14 protein-coding genes are annotated in these 17,422 nt (G+C 36.3%); 2 read left to right on the forward strand and 12 right to left on the reverse strand.

The window, feature by feature from the left end:
* Positions 1 to 9: 9 nt before the first annotated feature.
* Positions 10 to 861: a YihY/virulence factor BrkB family protein gene (locus EPL02_RS00855; RefSeq protein ID WP_131887130.1), complete on the reverse strand. Its 852-nt coding sequence runs from the start codon at positions 859 to 861 to the stop codon at positions 10 to 12.
* Between the two features lie 60 nt (positions 862 to 921).
* Positions 922 to 1,773: a dimethylarginine dimethylaminohydrolase family protein gene (locus EPL02_RS00860; RefSeq protein ID WP_094909950.1), complete on the reverse strand. Its 852-nt coding sequence runs from the start codon at positions 1,771 to 1,773 to the stop codon at positions 922 to 924.
* 177 nt (positions 1,774 to 1,950) lie between these two features.
* Between EPL02_RS00860 and EPL02_RS00865 the strand changes: the two genes are divergently transcribed.
* Entirely contained in the window at positions 1,951 to 4,119 is a 2,169-nt protein-coding gene (locus tag EPL02_RS00865; protein ID WP_131886803.1) for an MMPL family transporter, read from the forward strand.
* 24 nt (positions 4,120 to 4,143) lie between these two features.
* Here the strand turns inward: EPL02_RS00865 and EPL02_RS00870 are convergent, their stop codons facing one another.
* The 7 genes from EPL02_RS00870 to proC form a co-directional block, all read right to left on the reverse strand.
* Positions 4,144 to 4,371 (reverse strand): DUF2164 domain-containing protein, encoded by a 228-nt coding sequence (locus EPL02_RS00870; RefSeq protein ID WP_094909948.1) that lies wholly within the window; start codon positions 4,369 to 4,371, stop codon positions 4,144 to 4,146.
* Positions 4,368 to 4,670 carry a YxcD family protein gene (locus EPL02_RS00875; RefSeq protein WP_094909947.1) on the reverse strand — a complete coding sequence of 101 codons (303 nt, stop codon included), beginning with the start codon at positions 4,668 to 4,670 and terminating at the stop codon, positions 4,368 to 4,370. Before EPL02_RS00875 ends, EPL02_RS00870 begins: the two co-directional genes overlap by 4 nt.
* Positions 4,658 to 5,128 carry a hypothetical protein gene (locus tag EPL02_RS00880; protein ID WP_094909946.1) on the reverse strand — a complete coding sequence of 157 codons (471 nt, stop codon included), beginning with the start codon at positions 5,126 to 5,128 and terminating at the stop codon, positions 4,658 to 4,660. The genes EPL02_RS00875 and EPL02_RS00880 overlap by 13 nt, the downstream gene beginning before the upstream one ends.
* 216 nt (positions 5,129 to 5,344) lie before the next feature.
* The gene (locus EPL02_RS00885; RefSeq protein WP_094909945.1) at positions 5,345 to 5,542 is read right to left on the reverse strand and encodes a cold-shock protein; all 198 of its coding nucleotides are present in this window, start codon (positions 5,540 to 5,542) and stop codon (positions 5,345 to 5,347) included.
* A 357-nt stretch (positions 5,543 to 5,899) separates the two neighbouring features.
* A complete protein-coding gene (locus EPL02_RS00890) occupies positions 5,900 to 7,162 on the reverse strand; it encodes a glutamate-5-semialdehyde dehydrogenase (RefSeq protein ID WP_094909944.1) in 1,263 nt (420 codons plus the stop codon).
* A gap of 99 nt (positions 7,163 to 7,261) precedes the next feature.
* Positions 7,262 to 8,368: a glutamate 5-kinase gene (proB, locus tag EPL02_RS00895; RefSeq protein WP_094909943.1), complete on the reverse strand. Its 1,107-nt coding sequence runs from the start codon at positions 8,366 to 8,368 to the stop codon at positions 7,262 to 7,264.
* An 87-nt stretch (positions 8,369 to 8,455) separates the two neighbouring features.
* Entirely contained in the window at positions 8,456 to 9,298 is an 843-nt protein-coding gene (gene proC, locus EPL02_RS00900) for a pyrroline-5-carboxylate reductase (RefSeq protein WP_131886804.1), read from the reverse strand.
* A 530-nt stretch (positions 9,299 to 9,828) separates the two neighbouring features.
* On the opposite strand from proC, the gene EPL02_RS00905 reads away from it, so the two are divergent.
* Positions 9,829 to 13,386: a CheR family methyltransferase gene (locus EPL02_RS00905; protein ID WP_131886805.1), complete on the forward strand. Its 3,558-nt coding sequence runs from the start codon at positions 9,829 to 9,831 to the stop codon at positions 13,384 to 13,386.
* Here EPL02_RS00905 and EPL02_RS00910 read toward each other — a convergent pair.
* Genes EPL02_RS00910 through EPL02_RS00920 form a run of 3 tightly spaced genes read right to left on the reverse strand, consistent with a single transcriptional unit; the run spans position 13,383 to position 17,215 of the window.
* Positions 13,383 to 14,006 (reverse strand): PAS domain-containing protein, encoded by a 624-nt coding sequence (locus EPL02_RS00910; protein WP_131886806.1) that lies wholly within the window; start codon positions 14,004 to 14,006, stop codon positions 13,383 to 13,385. The genes EPL02_RS00905 and EPL02_RS00910 overlap by 4 nt on opposite strands.
* Positions 14,003 to 14,665 carry a cobalamin B12-binding domain-containing protein gene (locus EPL02_RS00915; RefSeq protein WP_094909939.1) on the reverse strand — a complete coding sequence of 221 codons (663 nt, stop codon included), beginning with the start codon at positions 14,663 to 14,665 and terminating at the stop codon, positions 14,003 to 14,005. The genes EPL02_RS00910 and EPL02_RS00915 overlap by 4 nt, the downstream gene beginning before the upstream one ends.
* A 21-nt stretch (positions 14,666 to 14,686) precedes the next feature.
* Complete coding sequence (locus tag EPL02_RS00920) at positions 14,687 to 17,215, reverse strand: DEAD/DEAH box helicase (RefSeq protein WP_131886807.1); 2,529 nt, start codon at positions 17,213 to 17,215, stop codon at positions 14,687 to 14,689.
* Between the last annotated feature and the right edge of the window lie 207 nt (positions 17,216 to 17,422).

Genomic DNA, 17,422 nt, shown 5'->3' on the forward strand with positions numbered 1-17,422 from the left:
CGTCTTTTCCTAATCCACCGCTATTTGGTCATTTTTTGTAACAGGAGGTATTGTTCGATCTCGATGATATATCGCGTTAATTTCACCGCCAACAACTAGGATTAAACCGGTTAAGAATAACCATAGCATTAACACGATTACGCCTCCTAAACTTCCATAAGTAGCTGAGTAGTTACCGAAATTACTTACATAAAATGAAAAACCAAGAGACGTAAACTGCCACAGAAGCGTTGCTGCCACAGCACCAGGCCATACATGTGCAAGAGGAAACTTCTTATTAGGTGCTAGCCGGTATAACATAGATAATACAGCAATCGTAATTGTTATACCTATAATCCACCTTAAAACGCTTAAAAACGCCCCAAAGCTAGCTGGCAACCCCCAGCTTACTAACCCTTTTAAAATAACACCCCCAAAAACAGGTAAAATAAGTGCCATTACAAGTGTTACAATTAATCCAATTGTTAGGAGTATTGATAAACCACGCACTTTTATAAATGAACGAGTTTCTTTTACATTATACGCTTCATTCATCGCTCGCATAAATGCGTTCATTCCATTTGATGCTGACCAAATTGTCCCTAAAATACCAATTGTCAACAAGCCACCGTTTGGGTTATTGATAAACTGAACGACATTTTCTTTAAATATATCTGCTGTTTCACCTGGCATAACGCTTTCTAATACGCTTATCGCATCGTTTGTATCAATAGATAAATATGGTATTATTGACAAAAGCAAAATGAGCATCGGAAACAGCGAAAGCATGTAGTAATATGCTTGCTCTGCTGCAAGTCCCGTAGCATTATCCTTTTTAATCTCAGTTATTAGTTTTTTTACAAAACCAATGATGCCTTGCATTGAATCCCCCATTTCATAACTTTTCAACTTATTTTTTCCCGGTTTCTCTTCTCTGTAATCCTATTTCTTTGCTTCTCTTTGAAGAGGTAACGTACAGCATCGAAATGATCCTCCTGATTTAATAATCTCCGAAATATCAATTTCAACCACTTCAAACCCTCTTTTGCGAAGCGTTTCATTCACTTGATTATTTACAGGTAAACTAATGACCGTTTTATTTCCAATTGAAAATACGTTCGTCCCCAATGTAAACTGCTCTTCTTCCGTTACTTCAATTAAATCAAATCGTTCATTTAATAAAGCGATTTCCTTTTTATCAAGAGCATCGGGATAAATTAACGCTTCTGTTTTAGAAATAATATTAAAAACACAGTCTAAGTGTAAATATCCCTCTTTAATAGGAACTGGTATAACGTTCATGTGAGGAAGCTTTGCCTGAACCTGCTTGGTAGCCTCAATAGTCGTTCTACTACTTACGCCAATATAAATATCCTCTCCGTTAATAATTACATCGCCGCCTTCAATTGAGTCATCCCTTACTTGATAATAAGGCAAGTGATGATTGTTTAACCATTCTGTCAAATAGGCTTCTTCACCTTCACGAATATCGCTGCCCATTTTAGAAACAAGAATTACGTCGCCAAGAACATATCCAATATCTCGTGTAAACACTTGTTCTGGAAACCTTTTGTCTGCTTTTAGCTCAATAACGTTAATACCTTGTGTACGAAGATACTGTACAAATGTTTTATGCTGCTTACTAGCTTTGTTTTCATCAATATTTTCTCCAGCATAGTGCTTTTGTGTTTCATTAATGACTTCTTTAATTTCCATATATGTAGGAGGACAAACAATTACTTCTTTTAAAACGTCATATTCCGTTTGACAAACGAATTTTTTTTCTAGATTCATTAAAACACCTACCCAAATGATTGTATAGTGTAGTGTTCCTTTTTTATGAAGAAAATAAACAAGTTTTTCTTTGTTACAACTGACAATTAATTTGCTACTAAATGTGCCAAATAACTTCTATTTGTATGAGTGGTTGTTATAAAATAGGCTAGTAGTTATATAGAAATGGAGGTTATTATGAAAAAGCTATCTACAGTTTTATATCGATATCGTAAACTTTTTTTAGCTATATGGATTGTTTTGATTGTTACATTTGGTTACTTCGCCCTCAAGCTCCCATCTGTCCTTGGAGGTAATGGCTTTGAGATGGACGGTGAATTTAAGCAAACACAACAGCTTCTTGTTGATGAATTTGACGTCAGCGAATCTCAAGCGATTGTTTTATTTGAAACAAACGGTAACGTCTCAAACGAAGAACTGATTAAGAGCGCAAGCAATTACTTAGAGAACATTAATAAAAAGGACTATGTATTAAAAGTTGATGCTCCTTCTCTAGATAGTGATACCGTTGATGGTAACTTTGCGTATGGCATTATTCATTTCAACAAAGCAGCGGTTGATTTAGACAATGAAATGAATGAGCTTCGAGATATTCCAATTGAAAACGATAAAATTAGCGTGAAACTAACGGGTGAACCTGTTATTGTTCAAGATATGAATACAGCTAGCCAAAAGGATTTAGCAAAGGCTGAAGCAATTGGAATCCCTGTAGCACTCATTGTTTTATTACTTGCTTTTGGTGGTGTGGTTGCAGCTGGTATTCCTTTAATCATCGGCATCGTGACGGTTATTACGACAATGGGAATCGTCTATTTCTTTCATCATGTAACACCATTGTCCATCTTTATTTTAAACGTTGTACCAATGATTGGATTAGCTTTAAGTATTGATTTTGCCCTTCTATTTATTAATCGTTTTAAAGAAGAGCTCGCACATAATAGCGTAGAAAATGCTGTGAAAAAGACCGTTCAAACAGCTGGACGCTCTGTCATTTTCTCTGGACTATGCGTATTCATTGGGCTTGCTGGAATGTTATTCATACAAGTAGACATTTTTCAAAACGTAGCGTTAGGAGGCATGGCTGTTGTATTTGTAGCTGTCTTATCAGCCATTACATTACTGCCAGCTATTCTAGCAATGCTTGGTGAAAAGGTAAATCGATTGCGTATCCTACGCACAAATGATCAATCAGGTCAATCAAAATGGCGTTCTTTTGCTCATTTTGTAATGAAACGACCAGTTATTATGACACTTATGTCCCTTGTTATTTTATTAACAGCTCTTCTTCCTATTAAGGATATGCAGCTGGAAATTCCATCTTCTGAAGCTCTACCAGATAACTATGATTCCAAGAAGGCTTTAGAAATTTACAATGAGCGCTTTACAGATGAAGCCACTACAGATGTCTTCTTTGTATTAAAAAGCAATGAAGATATGTTAGCAGAAGATTCCCTAAATGATGTTGTATCGTTTATTCATCAAATAGAAAAAGATGATTTAGTCGCAAAAGTTGACTCTTTACCTACTGCATTAAAAGTAGATTCCGGGGAAGAACTTAGCCAGCTATTGAACAACCAACAGCTAAAGGCTCAAACCAAGCCCGCAGTTGATACATTTGTAAACACTGATTATATGTTTATCAAAGCAACGTTAGACACGAAACAAAGCTCAAAGGAAGCAAAGGATTTTGTAAAGACGTGGGCCTCTAAAACTCCGGGTGATCTGGAACTGTATGTAGGCGGATATCCAAAGTTTGAACAAGAAATTTTTGATGAAATATACGAAAAAGCTCCTTACGGCTTATTGCTGGTCCTAGCATCTACTTATTTAATCCTTATGATTGCCTTTCGTTCCGTTTTAATTCCATTGAAAGCAATCATTATGAACATTTTAAGCTTAACAGCTACTTTTGGTTTGCTTGTTTGGCTGTTCCAAGGAGGACATCTCGGTTTAACAGAGTCTAATATTGCTTTAGTCCTTCCGGTATTTGTGTTCGGACTAGTATTTGGATTAAGTATGGACTATGAAGTATTCTTAATCTCACGCATTCATGAAGTGTATGAACAAACAGGAGATAATAACCTAGCAACTGTTGAAGGATTAGCTTCAACAAGTAAAATTATTACAAGCGCCGCCCTTATTATGATTGTAATTACAGGTGCATTTGCCTTTACTGGTATTACACCTGTCAAACAAATGGGCGTTGGTATTGCCCTTGCTATCTTTATTGATGCTACGGTTGTTCGAATGCTGCTTGTCCCTTCTCTTATGAAACTATTAGGCAATGCAAACTGGTGGTTTTTTGGAAAAAAAACTACGAAAGCAAACACACAGCTAAGTAAATAAAAAATAACCCTGCAATTTGCAGGGTTATTTTTGGATAGCAAACAAATCTTCTAAACGATCACTCATATAACGATATGAATCTTCAACGCCTAAGTTATAGAACTCAATAGCAATTTTATCAACAAAGAAATCAAGCAGTAAACTCGCTGCTAACTCTCCAATTTCTTCATCACGTTCGTTTAAAAAATATGTTTGAATTTCTTCAATCAATGCTTTCTTTTTTTCTTTTGATATTGTTAAGGCCTGACTCATCCTTGTCTTACCGTTGCGTAAGCAATAATGCCTTCCTCGTCATCTAACTCTAATTCCAAGCCTGTTGAAAATGGATCAATGTTCATCTGTGTATCTAACCATAAACGCAGTGCCTCAATGATATTTAACGTAATATGAACCTGTTTTCGGTCATTTACGTATGACTCGGCTGAAAAGCCATAGTCATCATCATACATCAATTCAATCTCAACTTCGTGAGGTTGCACTTGCTTTTTATCAGCAATATAAAGACACATTGCATTGATAATGTCTTGTTCTGAAATTTTTAGTTTCTCCAAGAGTTCACTTCCTGTTCTTTACGCTTGTTACGTTTAATGCTTTGAAACAGTCGAATGACGATTAAAATAAGTGCTACAATTGCTAATGCATTAATTAAGAAGCCAATTACTGGACCTAATGCACCTAGATTTCCTAACATACTACCAAACAGTAATCCTGCAAGCCCACCGAATAGTAATCCTTTCATTAAACCACCGCGATTAGAACTTGCTGTGTTCGTTGATTTTGAGTTATTTGTTGTGTTGTTCTTTTGATTTACAGAAGAGTTACTGTTTGTATTATTATTGTTGTTCTTAAACATACTTGGTTGATTGCTGTTTCCGCTATCAAAAGAACGCTTTCCTGATTTATAACCTTTTGCGCTTACAATGGTTGAGCTATCCTGAACCAATGCCCCACCTACTGGTGAAAACATAATCGTAAGCGTTACACAAGCTGCTAGTACTTTTTTCAACATAGATTTTTTCCCCCTACTATATAGTTACATACGCAAAATTTTCTACGTAACTTGTACTACGTTTCATCGTATCAAAAGGTTTCATTTTTTTATATAAAAATGAAACAATTGCCCAAAAACGTTCACAATCTTATCATTTGTTGCCCGCATACCAAAAAAACTGCTCAAATCCATGTTACAAAGGATATGAGCAGTTTCTATAAACCTCGTATTTTATTAATCAATTACTTTTGGATTGTGAATCACTTGTAACTCTTTCGTTGCTTGTTGCATTTCACTTTTACAAAGCGGACAAGTTGGTTGATCACCGCTCTTAAAGTTGTCACGAACCCAACAATTACAGCTATCTGACGTACATTCCCATACTTTTGTTTCTTCAATTACAGCTGGTTCAACATTTTTTCGGTTATACATAGACATAATCTCCTTTTAAAGTAATCTACTATCCGTCTTCATATGGGTATCATCATGAGTTTATTAAAATGGAGCATATCGGTAAATGACCTATCGTGAAGATTTAATATTATCATGAGAGAAACGAATCAAAGATGGAGTATTATTATAAGATTATAAGCGCATGTTTGTCATAAAGCATCTACGCTTATATGAGGATACAATAGTAAAAAAATTACGTATTTTTATTATAGCAGAGTTTAGAAAAAAATTCAATAATACTATATTTTCAGGGAATTGACAACTATATTTTATAAACTACATAAAAGAAACTCAGCATCTCTGCTGAGTTTCTTTTACATAATTACTTTTATGAAATTAGCGTACTTGACCATTTCCGCTCATTACATACTTAATCGTTGTTAGCGCCGGTAAGCCCATTGGTCCTCTTGCGTGAAGTTTTTGAGTTGAAATTCCGATTTCTGCTCCAAAACCAAGCGCACCACCGTCTGTAAAGCGAGTTGAAGCATTATGGTAAAGAGCTGCTGCATCTACTAACGCCATAAACTTCTTCACAACACTTTCATCTTCTGTAATTACAGCTTCTGAATGCTTCGTCCCATATACTTCAATGTGTTCAATTGCTTCATCTACGTTTGAAACAACCTTCATAGCAATTGCAAGGCGTAAATACTCCTCTGCCCAATCCGTTTCTTTTGCTTCTTTAGCACCAGGAATTGTAGAAACTGTTAGCTCATCACCAAATACTTCAATATTAAAGTCTTTAAACGCTTGAATTAAACGGCTGCTGTTTTGCTCAAGCCACTTTTCATGAACTAATACCGTCTCAGCTGCGTTACATACCGCTGGGCGATCTGTTTTAGCATTGATTAGAATTGAAATAGCTTTTTCAACGTCTGCATGTTCATCGATGTAAAGGTGACAGTTCCCTACTCCTGTTTCTAATACAGGAACAGTGGCATTGTTTACAACAGCCTGGATTAATGATGCACCGCCACGTGGAATTAATACGTCAATATGCTCTTTCATCGTAAAGAGCTGCTGCGTTGCTTCACGATTTGTGCTTGCAATAAACTGGACAGCTTCTTTAGGAATTTCTGTTTTATCTAATGCTTTATGCATGACTTCGACAATGGCTTTGTTGGAATGGATGGCAGACGAGCCACCTTTTAATACAATTGCATTACCTGATTTTAACGCCAGACCTGTAGCATCCACCGTTACGTTCGGTCTCGCTTCATAAATCATTCCAATTACTCCAAGCGGAACGCGAACTTGTTTAACATTTAGACCATTTTCGAGCGTCCATTCAGTTAAGATATCTCCAGTTGGGTCATCAAGCTTTGATACCTGCCTTAATCCATCTGCAAAGTCTTTTACACGTTCAACAGATAATGCTAAACGATCCATTAATGCATCATCAAAACCTTTTTCTTTTCCATTTTCTAAATCTTTTTCATTGGCTTTTAAAATGTCATCCGTGTGCTCTTCAAGTACATCTGCAATTGTTAAAAGCGCTTTGTTTTTTTGCTCTGTTGTTAATAGACTAAGCTGTTTTGCACCTTTTTTAGCTAACACCGCTTGTTGCTTAACCGAAATATCTGCCTTTACCTGTACCACAAAATCACTCCTGGATAAGATTTACAATATTTTTTTTAATATTATGATTATTTTTTTTACATCATTATACCATAGATTTGTTGCTCTTCGATTGATTAATTAAAGACCCACAGGAATCGGAATTTCGACGTGACAAACCAATCCTTCACTGTCAACCACAGGTTCATTGATTTCTTGGTTTTGAGCCAATTCTTCGGAAGAATAGTTCGAAACACCTAATGCAAGCTCTTGCTCATCAACATCTAAGATTCTAACAACTGAGTCTTCTTCAAAATGACCTTTTATAAACTTAATATGCTCTCGTAGGAGCGGCTTCTTTTCCTCTACAATAACCGTTCTTGCTTCGTCTTTAATAACTATTTCCCCTTCAGGTCCTGAGTTAAACGCAATCCACTGTTCTTTTTGACTTAAGTTAACAGCATCTTCTCCGGCTTCAAAATACGTTCCAACTGCTTCACCTAACACGGCTTCTGTTAAAATATTTGGAACTCCTGCTTTTCCAAGGAATGACGGAATTCCAGAAGCCATTGAAATTTTAAATGCATCGATTTTTGATCGCATACCACCTGTACCAACTGAACTTCCAGAGTCTCCAGCGCCTTCTTCAATTTCTGGCGTAATTTCAGATACATGTGATAATAACTCTGCATCTGGATTTTCACGAGGATCTGCGCTGTATAGTCCGTCAATATCAGATAGGATAATAAGTAGATCCGAATCAACTAATCCTGCAACTTTAGCAGATAACGTATCATTATCCCCGAACTTCAGACGGTTAATAGTTACCGTATCGTTCTCATTAACAATTGGGACAATTCCTCGCTCTAACAAGACGTTAATGGTATTACGTGCATTGTTATATCTGCTTTCGTCAGAAAAGTCATCCCTTGTAATTAAGATTTGTGACGCCACGTAGCCATGAGATAAGAACAGCTCAGAATATGCTTCCATTAAAAGTCCTTGGCCAATGGATGCAGCCGCTTGTTTTTCAGGTAATGAGCTAGGTCTTTCTAAACAACCAAGCTTTCTGTATCCTGCCGCTACCGCACCCGATGAAACAAGCAGCACCTCATGACCTTGATCTTTCAATTCAACTACTTGGTCAACAAGGCGCTCCAATTTCTTTCGACTAATCTCACCGTGTGAACTTGTTAAAGAACTGCTTCCAATCTTAATTACAACCCGCTTCTTACCATCGGGACTCATCAAATCACTCCTAGTTAATTCATTTCGTTTGTTTATTTTATTGATTTATAAATATGAGGGTAATAACGAAGAATATGAAGTTATGGTTTATGCTTTGCCGGATACCTTTTCAAGCTGTTCACTCATTTCTTTTGAACGGTTTGATGCTCCTTTTACCGCGCGCATAATTGCCGTGCCGCCACCATGTTCTTCAAGTGCTTTCAAGCCTGCTGCTGTTGTGCCGTTTGGAGACGTTACGTTTTCCCGAAGCTCTGTTGGCGTTTCGTCGCGCTCCATCATCATTCTTGCCGCACCATATATGGTTTGTGCTCCGATTGCTCTGGCTACTTCTGGATCTAACCCCTCTTCTTTGGCTACTTTTTCAATATGCTCCATTAAGAAATAAAAGTACGCTGGTCCACTACCGGCAATGCCTGTGAAAATGTCCATTTGTTTCTCATCAATAACGTAAACTTGACCAATTGACGATAGTAGCTCTTTTGTTAAAATGACTGAATCCATTGCTGTATATTGTCCTGGAGATATTGCTGTAGCAGATTGTTGAATCATACTTGAGGTATTTGGCATCACTCGAACAACTTGTTGTTCTTCATGCAATAGATCTTCCATAAAGGCTGTTGAAATACCAGCTAGCACTGATAAAACAACTTGATCTTTTGTGATATTGGGTTTTAAAGAGGATAATGCTTGCTCAGCATCTTTTGGTTTCATTGCTAAAATGAACACATCAATATCCGTCATGTCTAAATTAGCTCTTTTTCTTGTTTGAATACCGTATTTATTTTCCAATTCTAAGAGGCGTTCTTCATTGCTGCGGTTTGTTACCACAATATTTTTTGCTGGAACAATGTTAGAATCAATCATACCAGAAATCATTGCTTCTGCCATTGACCCGGCACCTAGAAAAGCAATCTTTTTTGTTTTGATCATCAAATCTCCCCTGTCAAATGTTCGTATTTTTGTTCGTGTTCTTTCAACGGTAACTATCGTAACACGCTCAAAATGACTGTCAACCTGTCGACAAGGTAGAAATAATGCTATCAGCACATAGTACAAAAGAGATGAAAACGAATTCAAAATTATTTTTCAACAAATTTCTCTATTAGAAAATCCTCCAGAAATCGACTTTTTTTGCTACTTTTATGTTTATGCTTGATAATTGAGGGTAAATTATTTATTTTGGATGTTTTTCAATAATTATAAAGAAATTTACAAAACATGATTTGAACAGACCTTAAGTTTTGCTAAAATACATATATGGATATTTTAGAATTTTTTTCTTTATTTACCTCATTTAAGAATTTCTAATGAGGTTTCAGTCTGTAGATAATGATTAGCTTTCTACTCAGTGACAGATGAAGAAAACTTTCGCTGACCATTAATACATTTATACTATTATCGGTAAAATTCACTCCTAACATATAGAAAACAGAATTTCACCGGAACTTGGAGGTCACAATATGAAAAACAAAACGTTTTCTACCATCTTATCACCTGAAGTACATAACCAAAAAGCCATCCATGTCGTAGGAATTGGGGCTTCGGCTGGTGGTCTAGATGCAATTGAGCAATTTTTTGCAAATATGCCTTCTTCAAACGGCATGGCTTTTATTGTTATTCAGCATTTATCATCAAAATATAAAAGTTTTATGCCCGAGCTTTTAGCCAAAAAAACCAATATGGATATTGTTCAAATTGAAGACGGTATGACGTTACAAGAAAATACTGTTTACCTAGCTGCTCCTCACTATTTTGTTACTTTAAAAGGCTCTGTATTAGAGCTAACACCTTACGATCAAAATGAACAAGTGAAATTTCCAATTGATAAACTCTTTTCATCTTTAGCTTTGAGTCATAAAACAAACTGTACGGCCGTTATTCTATCTGGAAAAGGAAACGATGGGACAGAAGGCGCTAAGCTGATTCGCGCAGAAGGCGGAACCGTTTTAGTTCAGGATGAAACAACTGCAAAATACCCAGATATGCCTCATAGCGCAGTCCAAGCTCACTTAGCTGATTATATTCTTTCACCCTCAGCTATGCCTGAACTAATTCAAAACAATCTACTAAACTATGACTTTCAATACAACGAAGAAACTCTTCAATATATTTTCACATTAATAAAAAAGAAAACTGGAATTGATTTTTCTCTTTACAAAAAAAATAGCGTGCTTAGGCGCATTGAAAAGCGAATGTCTTTATTAGATACTCCATGTGAGACGCTGGAAGTTTATCGAGATTATTTAAATGCTCATCCTGTTGAAATTGTTGATCTTCAGCGTGATTTATTAATTGGCGTAACGCAATTTTTGAGGGATAAAGAAGCTTTTTCATTAATTGAAGAACAGGTAATCCCCAAGATTGTAAATCGAAAAATTGAGCGTAAAGAAGATGAAATTCGCATTTGGGTTGCAGGCTGTTCCACTGGCCAAGAGGCTTACTCACTAGCTATTCTATTTCATAAATATTTATTAACTGTTAACCATTATTTCGATGTTCGAATCTTTGCAACAGATATTGACAAGCAAGCAATTAAAGTTGCGAGTCAAGGAATTTATACAGAAGATAACTTAAGCGTGTTTTCAGAAGAACAAATCAGTCAGTACTTTGAACCAACAAAGCATAATTCTTATCAAGTAAAAAAAAGCATTCGCAAAATGATTGTATTTGCTCCACATAATATTGCAAAGGATTCACCGTTTGTTAACGTTGACTTAATTAGCTGTCGGAATATGTTGATTTACTTTCAAGCTGAGTTACAGCAGCGAATTTTATCGCTCTTCCACTTTTCATTGACAGATGAAGGGACTTTATTCTTAGGACCTAGCGAAACAACAGGAAAGCTATCTAACTTATTTCAACCTATCAGTAACAAGTGGAAAGTATTCAAAAGCACAGGTCAACCGAACAGACAGCTAGCTAGCTCATTTAAATTATCAAAGTCAATTTCTAACGACTCAACAATGACACATGCGCCAATACCTAACCAGCTTTATAAACCACTTCCTTCTTTGCAGTTGGATAGCATGTATCAAGCATTAATCAATAACTTTATGAGTCCTTGTCTTGTTTTAAATGAATATAATGAAGTAATTTTCTGCTCTAAAGACGCTACAAAGCTAATTAATGTCCCAGCTGGAAAAATTCATTACACAATCTTTAAAATGGTTCCCGTACACGTTTCATTAGCGATTGGAGCTGCTATAAAACGTGTCAAAGAGCAAGGAATTAGCGTTTGTTGTCAAGATATTGACTTTATTATTGATGGATCTACAAGACGGTTTAATTTGACCGTCTCTTCGTTTCCAACAAATGATTCACTCCACCTGCTCGTATTTGACGAGCAAGAAGTAATTGGTACTTCTGCTATAGAAGAGACTTTGTACTTAAATCAAACAAGTACTATTAATGAATTATTAATTGATTTAGAGCAAGAGCTACACTATACGCAACAGCATTTACAAACAACGATTGAAGAATTAGAAACAACAAATGAAGAATTAAAATCAACAAATGAGGAGCTAATTGCTTCTAACGAAGAACTTCAGTCTACAAACGAAGAACTTCAATCTGTCAACGAAGAACTGATTAGCGTTAATAATCAATATGAACGCAAAATTGACGAATTAACAGATTTGAATAATGATATTGACAATCTATTAATTAGTACGACTATTGCTACAATCTTTTTAGATGATCAGCTTCATATCAAACTGTTTACACCGGAAACGAAAAAGGTTATTAACGTGCTACATCAGGATGTTGGAAGGCCTTTCTTTCATATTTCCCATAACCTGCGTTATAACAACTTAGTTGATGATGCTCGCTATGTACTGCAGTCAAACGAAACCATTCACAAAGAAATTCAAAGTGATAACGGACAGTGGTACAGTATGAAAATGATGCCTTATCGCACAACAGAAAACTTAATTAACGGCGTGGTTATTACATTCATTGATATTACGGAAATTAAGCGTTCAAATGAAGAGCTAGCAATTACTTCGTTTGCTGTTGCCCATAGCCCAACAAGTATCTTTATTACGGATCATCAAGGTCAAATTAAATATATGAATCAAAAGTTCACAGAATACAAAGTTGATTTTAAAGAAATGTTTGGCATGCACGTATACGACTTTTATACAAAGCAGCTAGGAGTTAAAAACTTCCCTTCTATCTGGAATGAAGTATATCGTGGAAAGAAATGGAATGGTGAGATTTCTTATACAAACGATGACAGTGAAGCCGTTTGGCAGCGTTTATTATTAATGCCGATTAAAAATGAAGCAAATGAAGTGCTTCATTACATTGGATTAAGCGAGGATATCTCTCAGCACAAACAATCTGAAATCATGCTGAAAAATTCTGAAATGCTATCTGCTTTAGGACAGCTAGCAGCTGGAATTGCGCATGAAATCCGCAATCCCTTAACGTCATTAAAAGGCTTTTTGCAGTTGATGCTTCAAGAAGAAAAGTACAAAAAAGAATATATTGACGTAATGATGTCAGAGTTTAACCGTTTGGAACTCATTATCAGCGAGCTATTGATTTTAGCGAAGCCTGAAGTGGTAAAGTATGAGCACAAAAACATTAGCACAATCTTAATGGATGTCTGTACCCTTCTTCATACACAAGCCATTATGAAAAACATTACAATTACTAGTAATATTGCTGATGACCTTCCTACAATGTATTGTATTGAAAAAGATATGAAGCAAGTATTTATTAATATGGTGAAGAATGCAATTGAGGCAATGGACAATCCAGGTTCAATTTACGTTAATGCAAACTATGACCTTACGGATCAACGAATTGTTGTACATGTTATTGATGAAGGTAAAGGAATGCCAAAAGAACGTTTAAAAAGAATTAGCGAACCATTCTTTACTACCAAAGAAAAAGGAACAGGGCTTGGACTAATGGTGAGTCATAAAATCATTAGCAATCACAAAGGAACCATTTTCTATGATAGTGAAGAAAACAAAGGTACTACCGTTGAGATACGCTTACCCCTCTCTTAATTAACGGCGGCATTCTTTTCATTTAATTGACATAAAAGCTCGTCTATAATTTCATGTGTATGTGAAAGCTGAGTAACGATTAAATCGAAGTACTCAGCTTTTTCAGCTTCAATTACATCCGGATGAATAATCGTCAATAAATCTAATACCGTCTTTACATTTCTTTTCATTTCCCGTAGCTGACGCTTAGATGAGAGTGAATGAAGCTGGGTAATGGTGTCTTGATCTTCTTCAATAACAGTCAATGTTTGCTTTGCATGTTCTGGCTCTTGAATAATCATACTTCTAAATTGGTTTAGCGTTGACTGAATATTTGTCATATATTCATGAACGGGATAACAAATAAATACATCCTGGTTATTATACGCTGCTGGTTTATAGTAAACATCAAATAAAGCAACCGGATTATCAAACGTAACCATATTAAGTTCCACACGCTTTTCTTCTCGTTCTCGAACGAGAGTTTTTAGCTTTTGATGACTATCTTTATCAATTATGTCGGCTATTTCATGAGCTGGTAAAAATGTTTTAGTAACGCTCGGTGTAAAATCAATGATTCGTCCATTTTTATCCACAATAAATAACGGAACGGGAATAGCTTCAAGCGATAATGACGTCATATTTTTTCCCCCGATACAAGAGACTGCTTCAGTGCGTTTTCAAGCAGCCACTGCTCAAATTGTTCAACCTTATTAATAAATACGGTTTGTGTTGAACCATATCCAGTTAGATCATAATGTTGAAGTAACCTACCACCTACTAAAACAGTCGGTGGATAAGCTAAACTTTCTATTTCGTTAATGTATTGCTTTAAGCTTGGCAACAAATGTACCTGTGAAATAGATATTCCAACAACTTCTGGCTTCCACTTTTCAATGCTGTTAATAGCGTATGGTAAAGGAAGATTAGCTCCTAAATTTTTCACTTCCCACCTATATTCTTCAAGCAAAGACGCCAACATCTTCAGACCGATATAGTGCTCTTCTCCTTCGACACAAAAAAGCAAAGCACGCTTGCTTGGAAGCTTATCTTTGTTCAACGTAAACTGTAGTCGAGCAAGTACATAATCACATGTCGCGGTAGCCAAATGTTCATCAGCAACTGAAATTTTATTCTCTTGCCACCATTGTCCAATCTGATACATAGCATTGGTTATTAAAAGATACGTATCCAATAAGGACGAACCATTTTCTAGATATGAACCCACGATCAACCAACTTTTTTGTATCTTCCCTTCTACAAGTGATTTTGCTAATACTAAGGGGGCTTGGTTGTCCAAAGTGAACACACCCTTTCTCTTTTAGATAGAAAGCAAATCTTTCGGTAGCGCCTCTTTTTTACATGACGGACAGTAAGCGTAAACACCTTCTCGAAAAGCAACTTCAACCTCTTTGTTGCAGGCTTTACATTCAGCAGTTACATACCTTAAATAATCTTGGAAAATTTTCCTCGTTATACCACCTGTATTCCCACAGTGATGACAAACAAACCGAACTTTTCCTTTTACTGTCACTTCAGCGTCTCGAACGCTATGACATTCCGAACATCGATCCCATATACTTAAGTAGTCTGCTAATGAATATCCTATTTTATTTATCTGCAGCCAATCTTGCCTTGAATGACTAAAAACGGGCGTCATATCCACATAACTTAAGAACATTTGGACAAAGTCTAAGCACTCAATGCGAACGGTTAAAGGAATAGAGTTTCCTTGATTACTCTCGTTGCTACACCACAAACACTTCTCATCCATCGCAAAGATAAAAAAAGGAAGATGAGAAGGTATAACTTCAACTCCTTCTTTGACCTTAAGCCTTCCAGGTTCTTTTGTCAAAATTGTAACCGTTCCCTGAAATTTATTAATCGCTTCCCAAAGCCTATTTGGCCATTCTTTTATAGTAGGCAACACGATAAACAATTTATTTTTCGCACGTCTAATATCCATTACTATCTTGTCAACATCCATTCCTTTATGCCAAATTAGCTGGCTATCTTGAATCATTTCTTTCAAATATTCATTCGGTTGGTAGATGACATTTTGTTCATTCATATATTGAAGTAGCTTAAAAAGCAAGCGCTCTTTAGGCAAACGTTTAGCTAAGTAAGGAACGTCACCTATCATAATAAATTTTCCTTTTGCTCTTGTAATTGCTACGTTTATAAGGCGGTCTGCTAATTCATTTGTAAGAAGCATGCCTGGCTTTGAAAAAGGATGACTATCAACCGCATCAAAAATCATAAGGTCTTTTTCAGAACCTTGAAACTTATGAACCGTTGCAGCAAGAATATGCTCTTCAGGAATCGTTCCTTTTACTAGGTCTCTTACAAGCTGCGCTTGTGCTCGATATGGGGTAACATAACCTAATGATGTAATTCCACTTTTAAATGCGCGAATAAGCAAGCTACTTGAAATAAAAGCAGACACTAAGTTATACCGTGACCCCCCATTTTTTTCTTTTTGAGCAAATGTCTTAATACCGCTTGTATTCAGAAGTACAAGAGCTTTATCTACAAACGGTTTTAGTTGAGCAACTGCTTCTCGCTGTACTACAGATGGATGATTGCTTACTTTACCACCATATACATGAGCGTTTGTAAACGCTGAAATATTTGGATGCATACGACGTTGCTGCTTTAATATTACTAAATGTGGATGCCAGTTTCCTTCATGAATTTGTGCTGCAATCCCCGATTGTTCAAATATATCACGTCCTAGTGCTTCTTTCACATACGCATGCTTTGATTGAGAAACGGCTGGAAGTTGCTTGAAATCTCCACAAACAACAATGTGCTTACCTAAAGAAGCTGCTAAAGCCACTTGTGGCGTATAAGCCATACTTACTTCGTCTACAATTACTACATCATATTCTTTTTCATAAACCGATGCGTCCGTTGCCATTTTAGTTAATGTTGTTCCAATAATGACTGCTTTTTGTACCAGCTCTTTTTCCAGCTCTGCCATCTCCTGCTTCACGCTAGTGAGCTTCTTTTTAACCTGTTGAATTTCACGCTCTTTAGAAGGATATCTTGTTAAACGTACATATTGTTCTTGCAGGTCCTTTTCTTTTCTTGCAAGATCTGGATGCTCGTGTTCAACTAATAGAGTCGTAGAAAGTTTTGTCTGAAGCTCTTCATTTGCCATAGCTCCATAACGTACAACCTCTCCTTTTTTCCACTTATGCTTCGCTTCAATACGCATTAATGCTTCGTTCATTAATACATCAACCGCTGCATTGCTGTGCGACACTACCAAGACACGCTTCTTCTTTCGGTACATGCTATTAATAATACGTGAAAGCGTATATGTTTTTCCTGTTCCAGGAGGCCCCCATAAATACGTTGTTTGATTATGGTGAGCTCTCAATAAAATCTCATGAAGATCATTTTTTATTTTGTATTCTTCATGATTCACCTTCGCTGTACCCGCCATTAAACGTTTAACTCTTGCACGCTTTTTCTTATAGTCTTTCAGTTCTTCTAACCGGTCAATCAGTGCCTGTAAAAGCTCCCATGGTTCATTGAACAAGTACAAAACAGGAACATCTGCCCCTAAATAGCCCCCTACTTTTATATATACCTCGTGCTTTTCATGAGCTAAAATCTCGCCATCAAGCTCTGCATCTTGAACCCTTACACGCATGCTCGTTCCATCTATTATGTGAAAAAAGCGTACCATCTGAAAACGGTACACAAAAGCTTCTCCATATCGTCCTACGTATTCACCGTTAACTAGCTGCTCTTTTCTCCCTCCTTCTTTCTTTAAGTGGCTAATTTCCATTGATAAAGCCTGAACCCACTCTTTTAAATACTGTGAAACTGTTTTTTTCAATTGAGTTAAGCACTGTCTCAAGGTTTTTCTAACAGTGCCTTTCACCTCCAACTCATTCGTTCCGTTCTCTACAACTTTTCTATTCTAGCATGTTCCAACACTTTATGCAGTCACAAAATCTGACATGGATTTCCTATTTTTTCTATCATTAACTATTGATAGGACTTTATATCTACAAATAACGACAAAAAACACACAATTTTTCTC

The sequence above is a fragment of the Bacillus sp. CBEL-1 genome, from assembly GCF_004348885.1.
Classification (GTDB): Bacteria; Bacillota; Bacilli; order Bacillales; family Bacillaceae_H; genus Priestia; species Priestia aryabhattai_A.

Bases quoted from the DNA above. Each gene is read 5' to 3' on its own strand.
- EPL02_RS00855 (WP_131887130.1), bottom strand. From the start codon at position 861: ATGCAAGGCATCATTGGTTTTGTAAAAAAACTAATAACTGAGATTAAA.
- EPL02_RS00860 (WP_094909950.1), bottom strand. From the start codon at position 1,773: ATGAATCTAGAAAAAAAATTCGTTTGTCAAACGGAATATGACGTTTTA.
- EPL02_RS00865 (WP_131886803.1), top strand. From the start codon at position 1,951: ATGAAAAAGCTATCTACAGTTTTATATCGATATCGTAAACTTTTTTTA.
- EPL02_RS00870 (WP_094909948.1), bottom strand. From the start codon at position 4,371: ATGAGTCAGGCCTTAACAATATCAAAAGAAAAAAAGAAAGCATTGATT.
- EPL02_RS00880 (WP_094909946.1), bottom strand. From the start codon at position 5,128: ATGTTGAAAAAAGTACTAGCAGCTTGTGTAACGCTTACGATTATGTTT.
- EPL02_RS00885 (WP_094909945.1), bottom strand. From the start codon at position 5,542: ATGTATAACCGAAAAAATGTTGAACCAGCTGTAATTGAAGAAACAAAA.
- proB (WP_094909943.1), bottom strand. From the start codon at position 8,368: ATGAGTCCCGATGGTAAGAAGCGGGTTGTAATTAAGATTGGAAGCAGT.
- proC (WP_131886804.1), bottom strand. From the start codon at position 9,298: ATGATCAAAACAAAAAAGATTGCTTTTCTAGGTGCCGGGTCAATGGCA.
- EPL02_RS00905 (WP_131886805.1), top strand. From the start codon at position 9,829: ATGAAAAACAAAACGTTTTCTACCATCTTATCACCTGAAGTACATAAC.
- EPL02_RS00910 (WP_131886806.1), bottom strand. From the start codon at position 14,006: ATGACGTCATTATCGCTTGAAGCTATTCCCGTTCCGTTATTTATTGTG.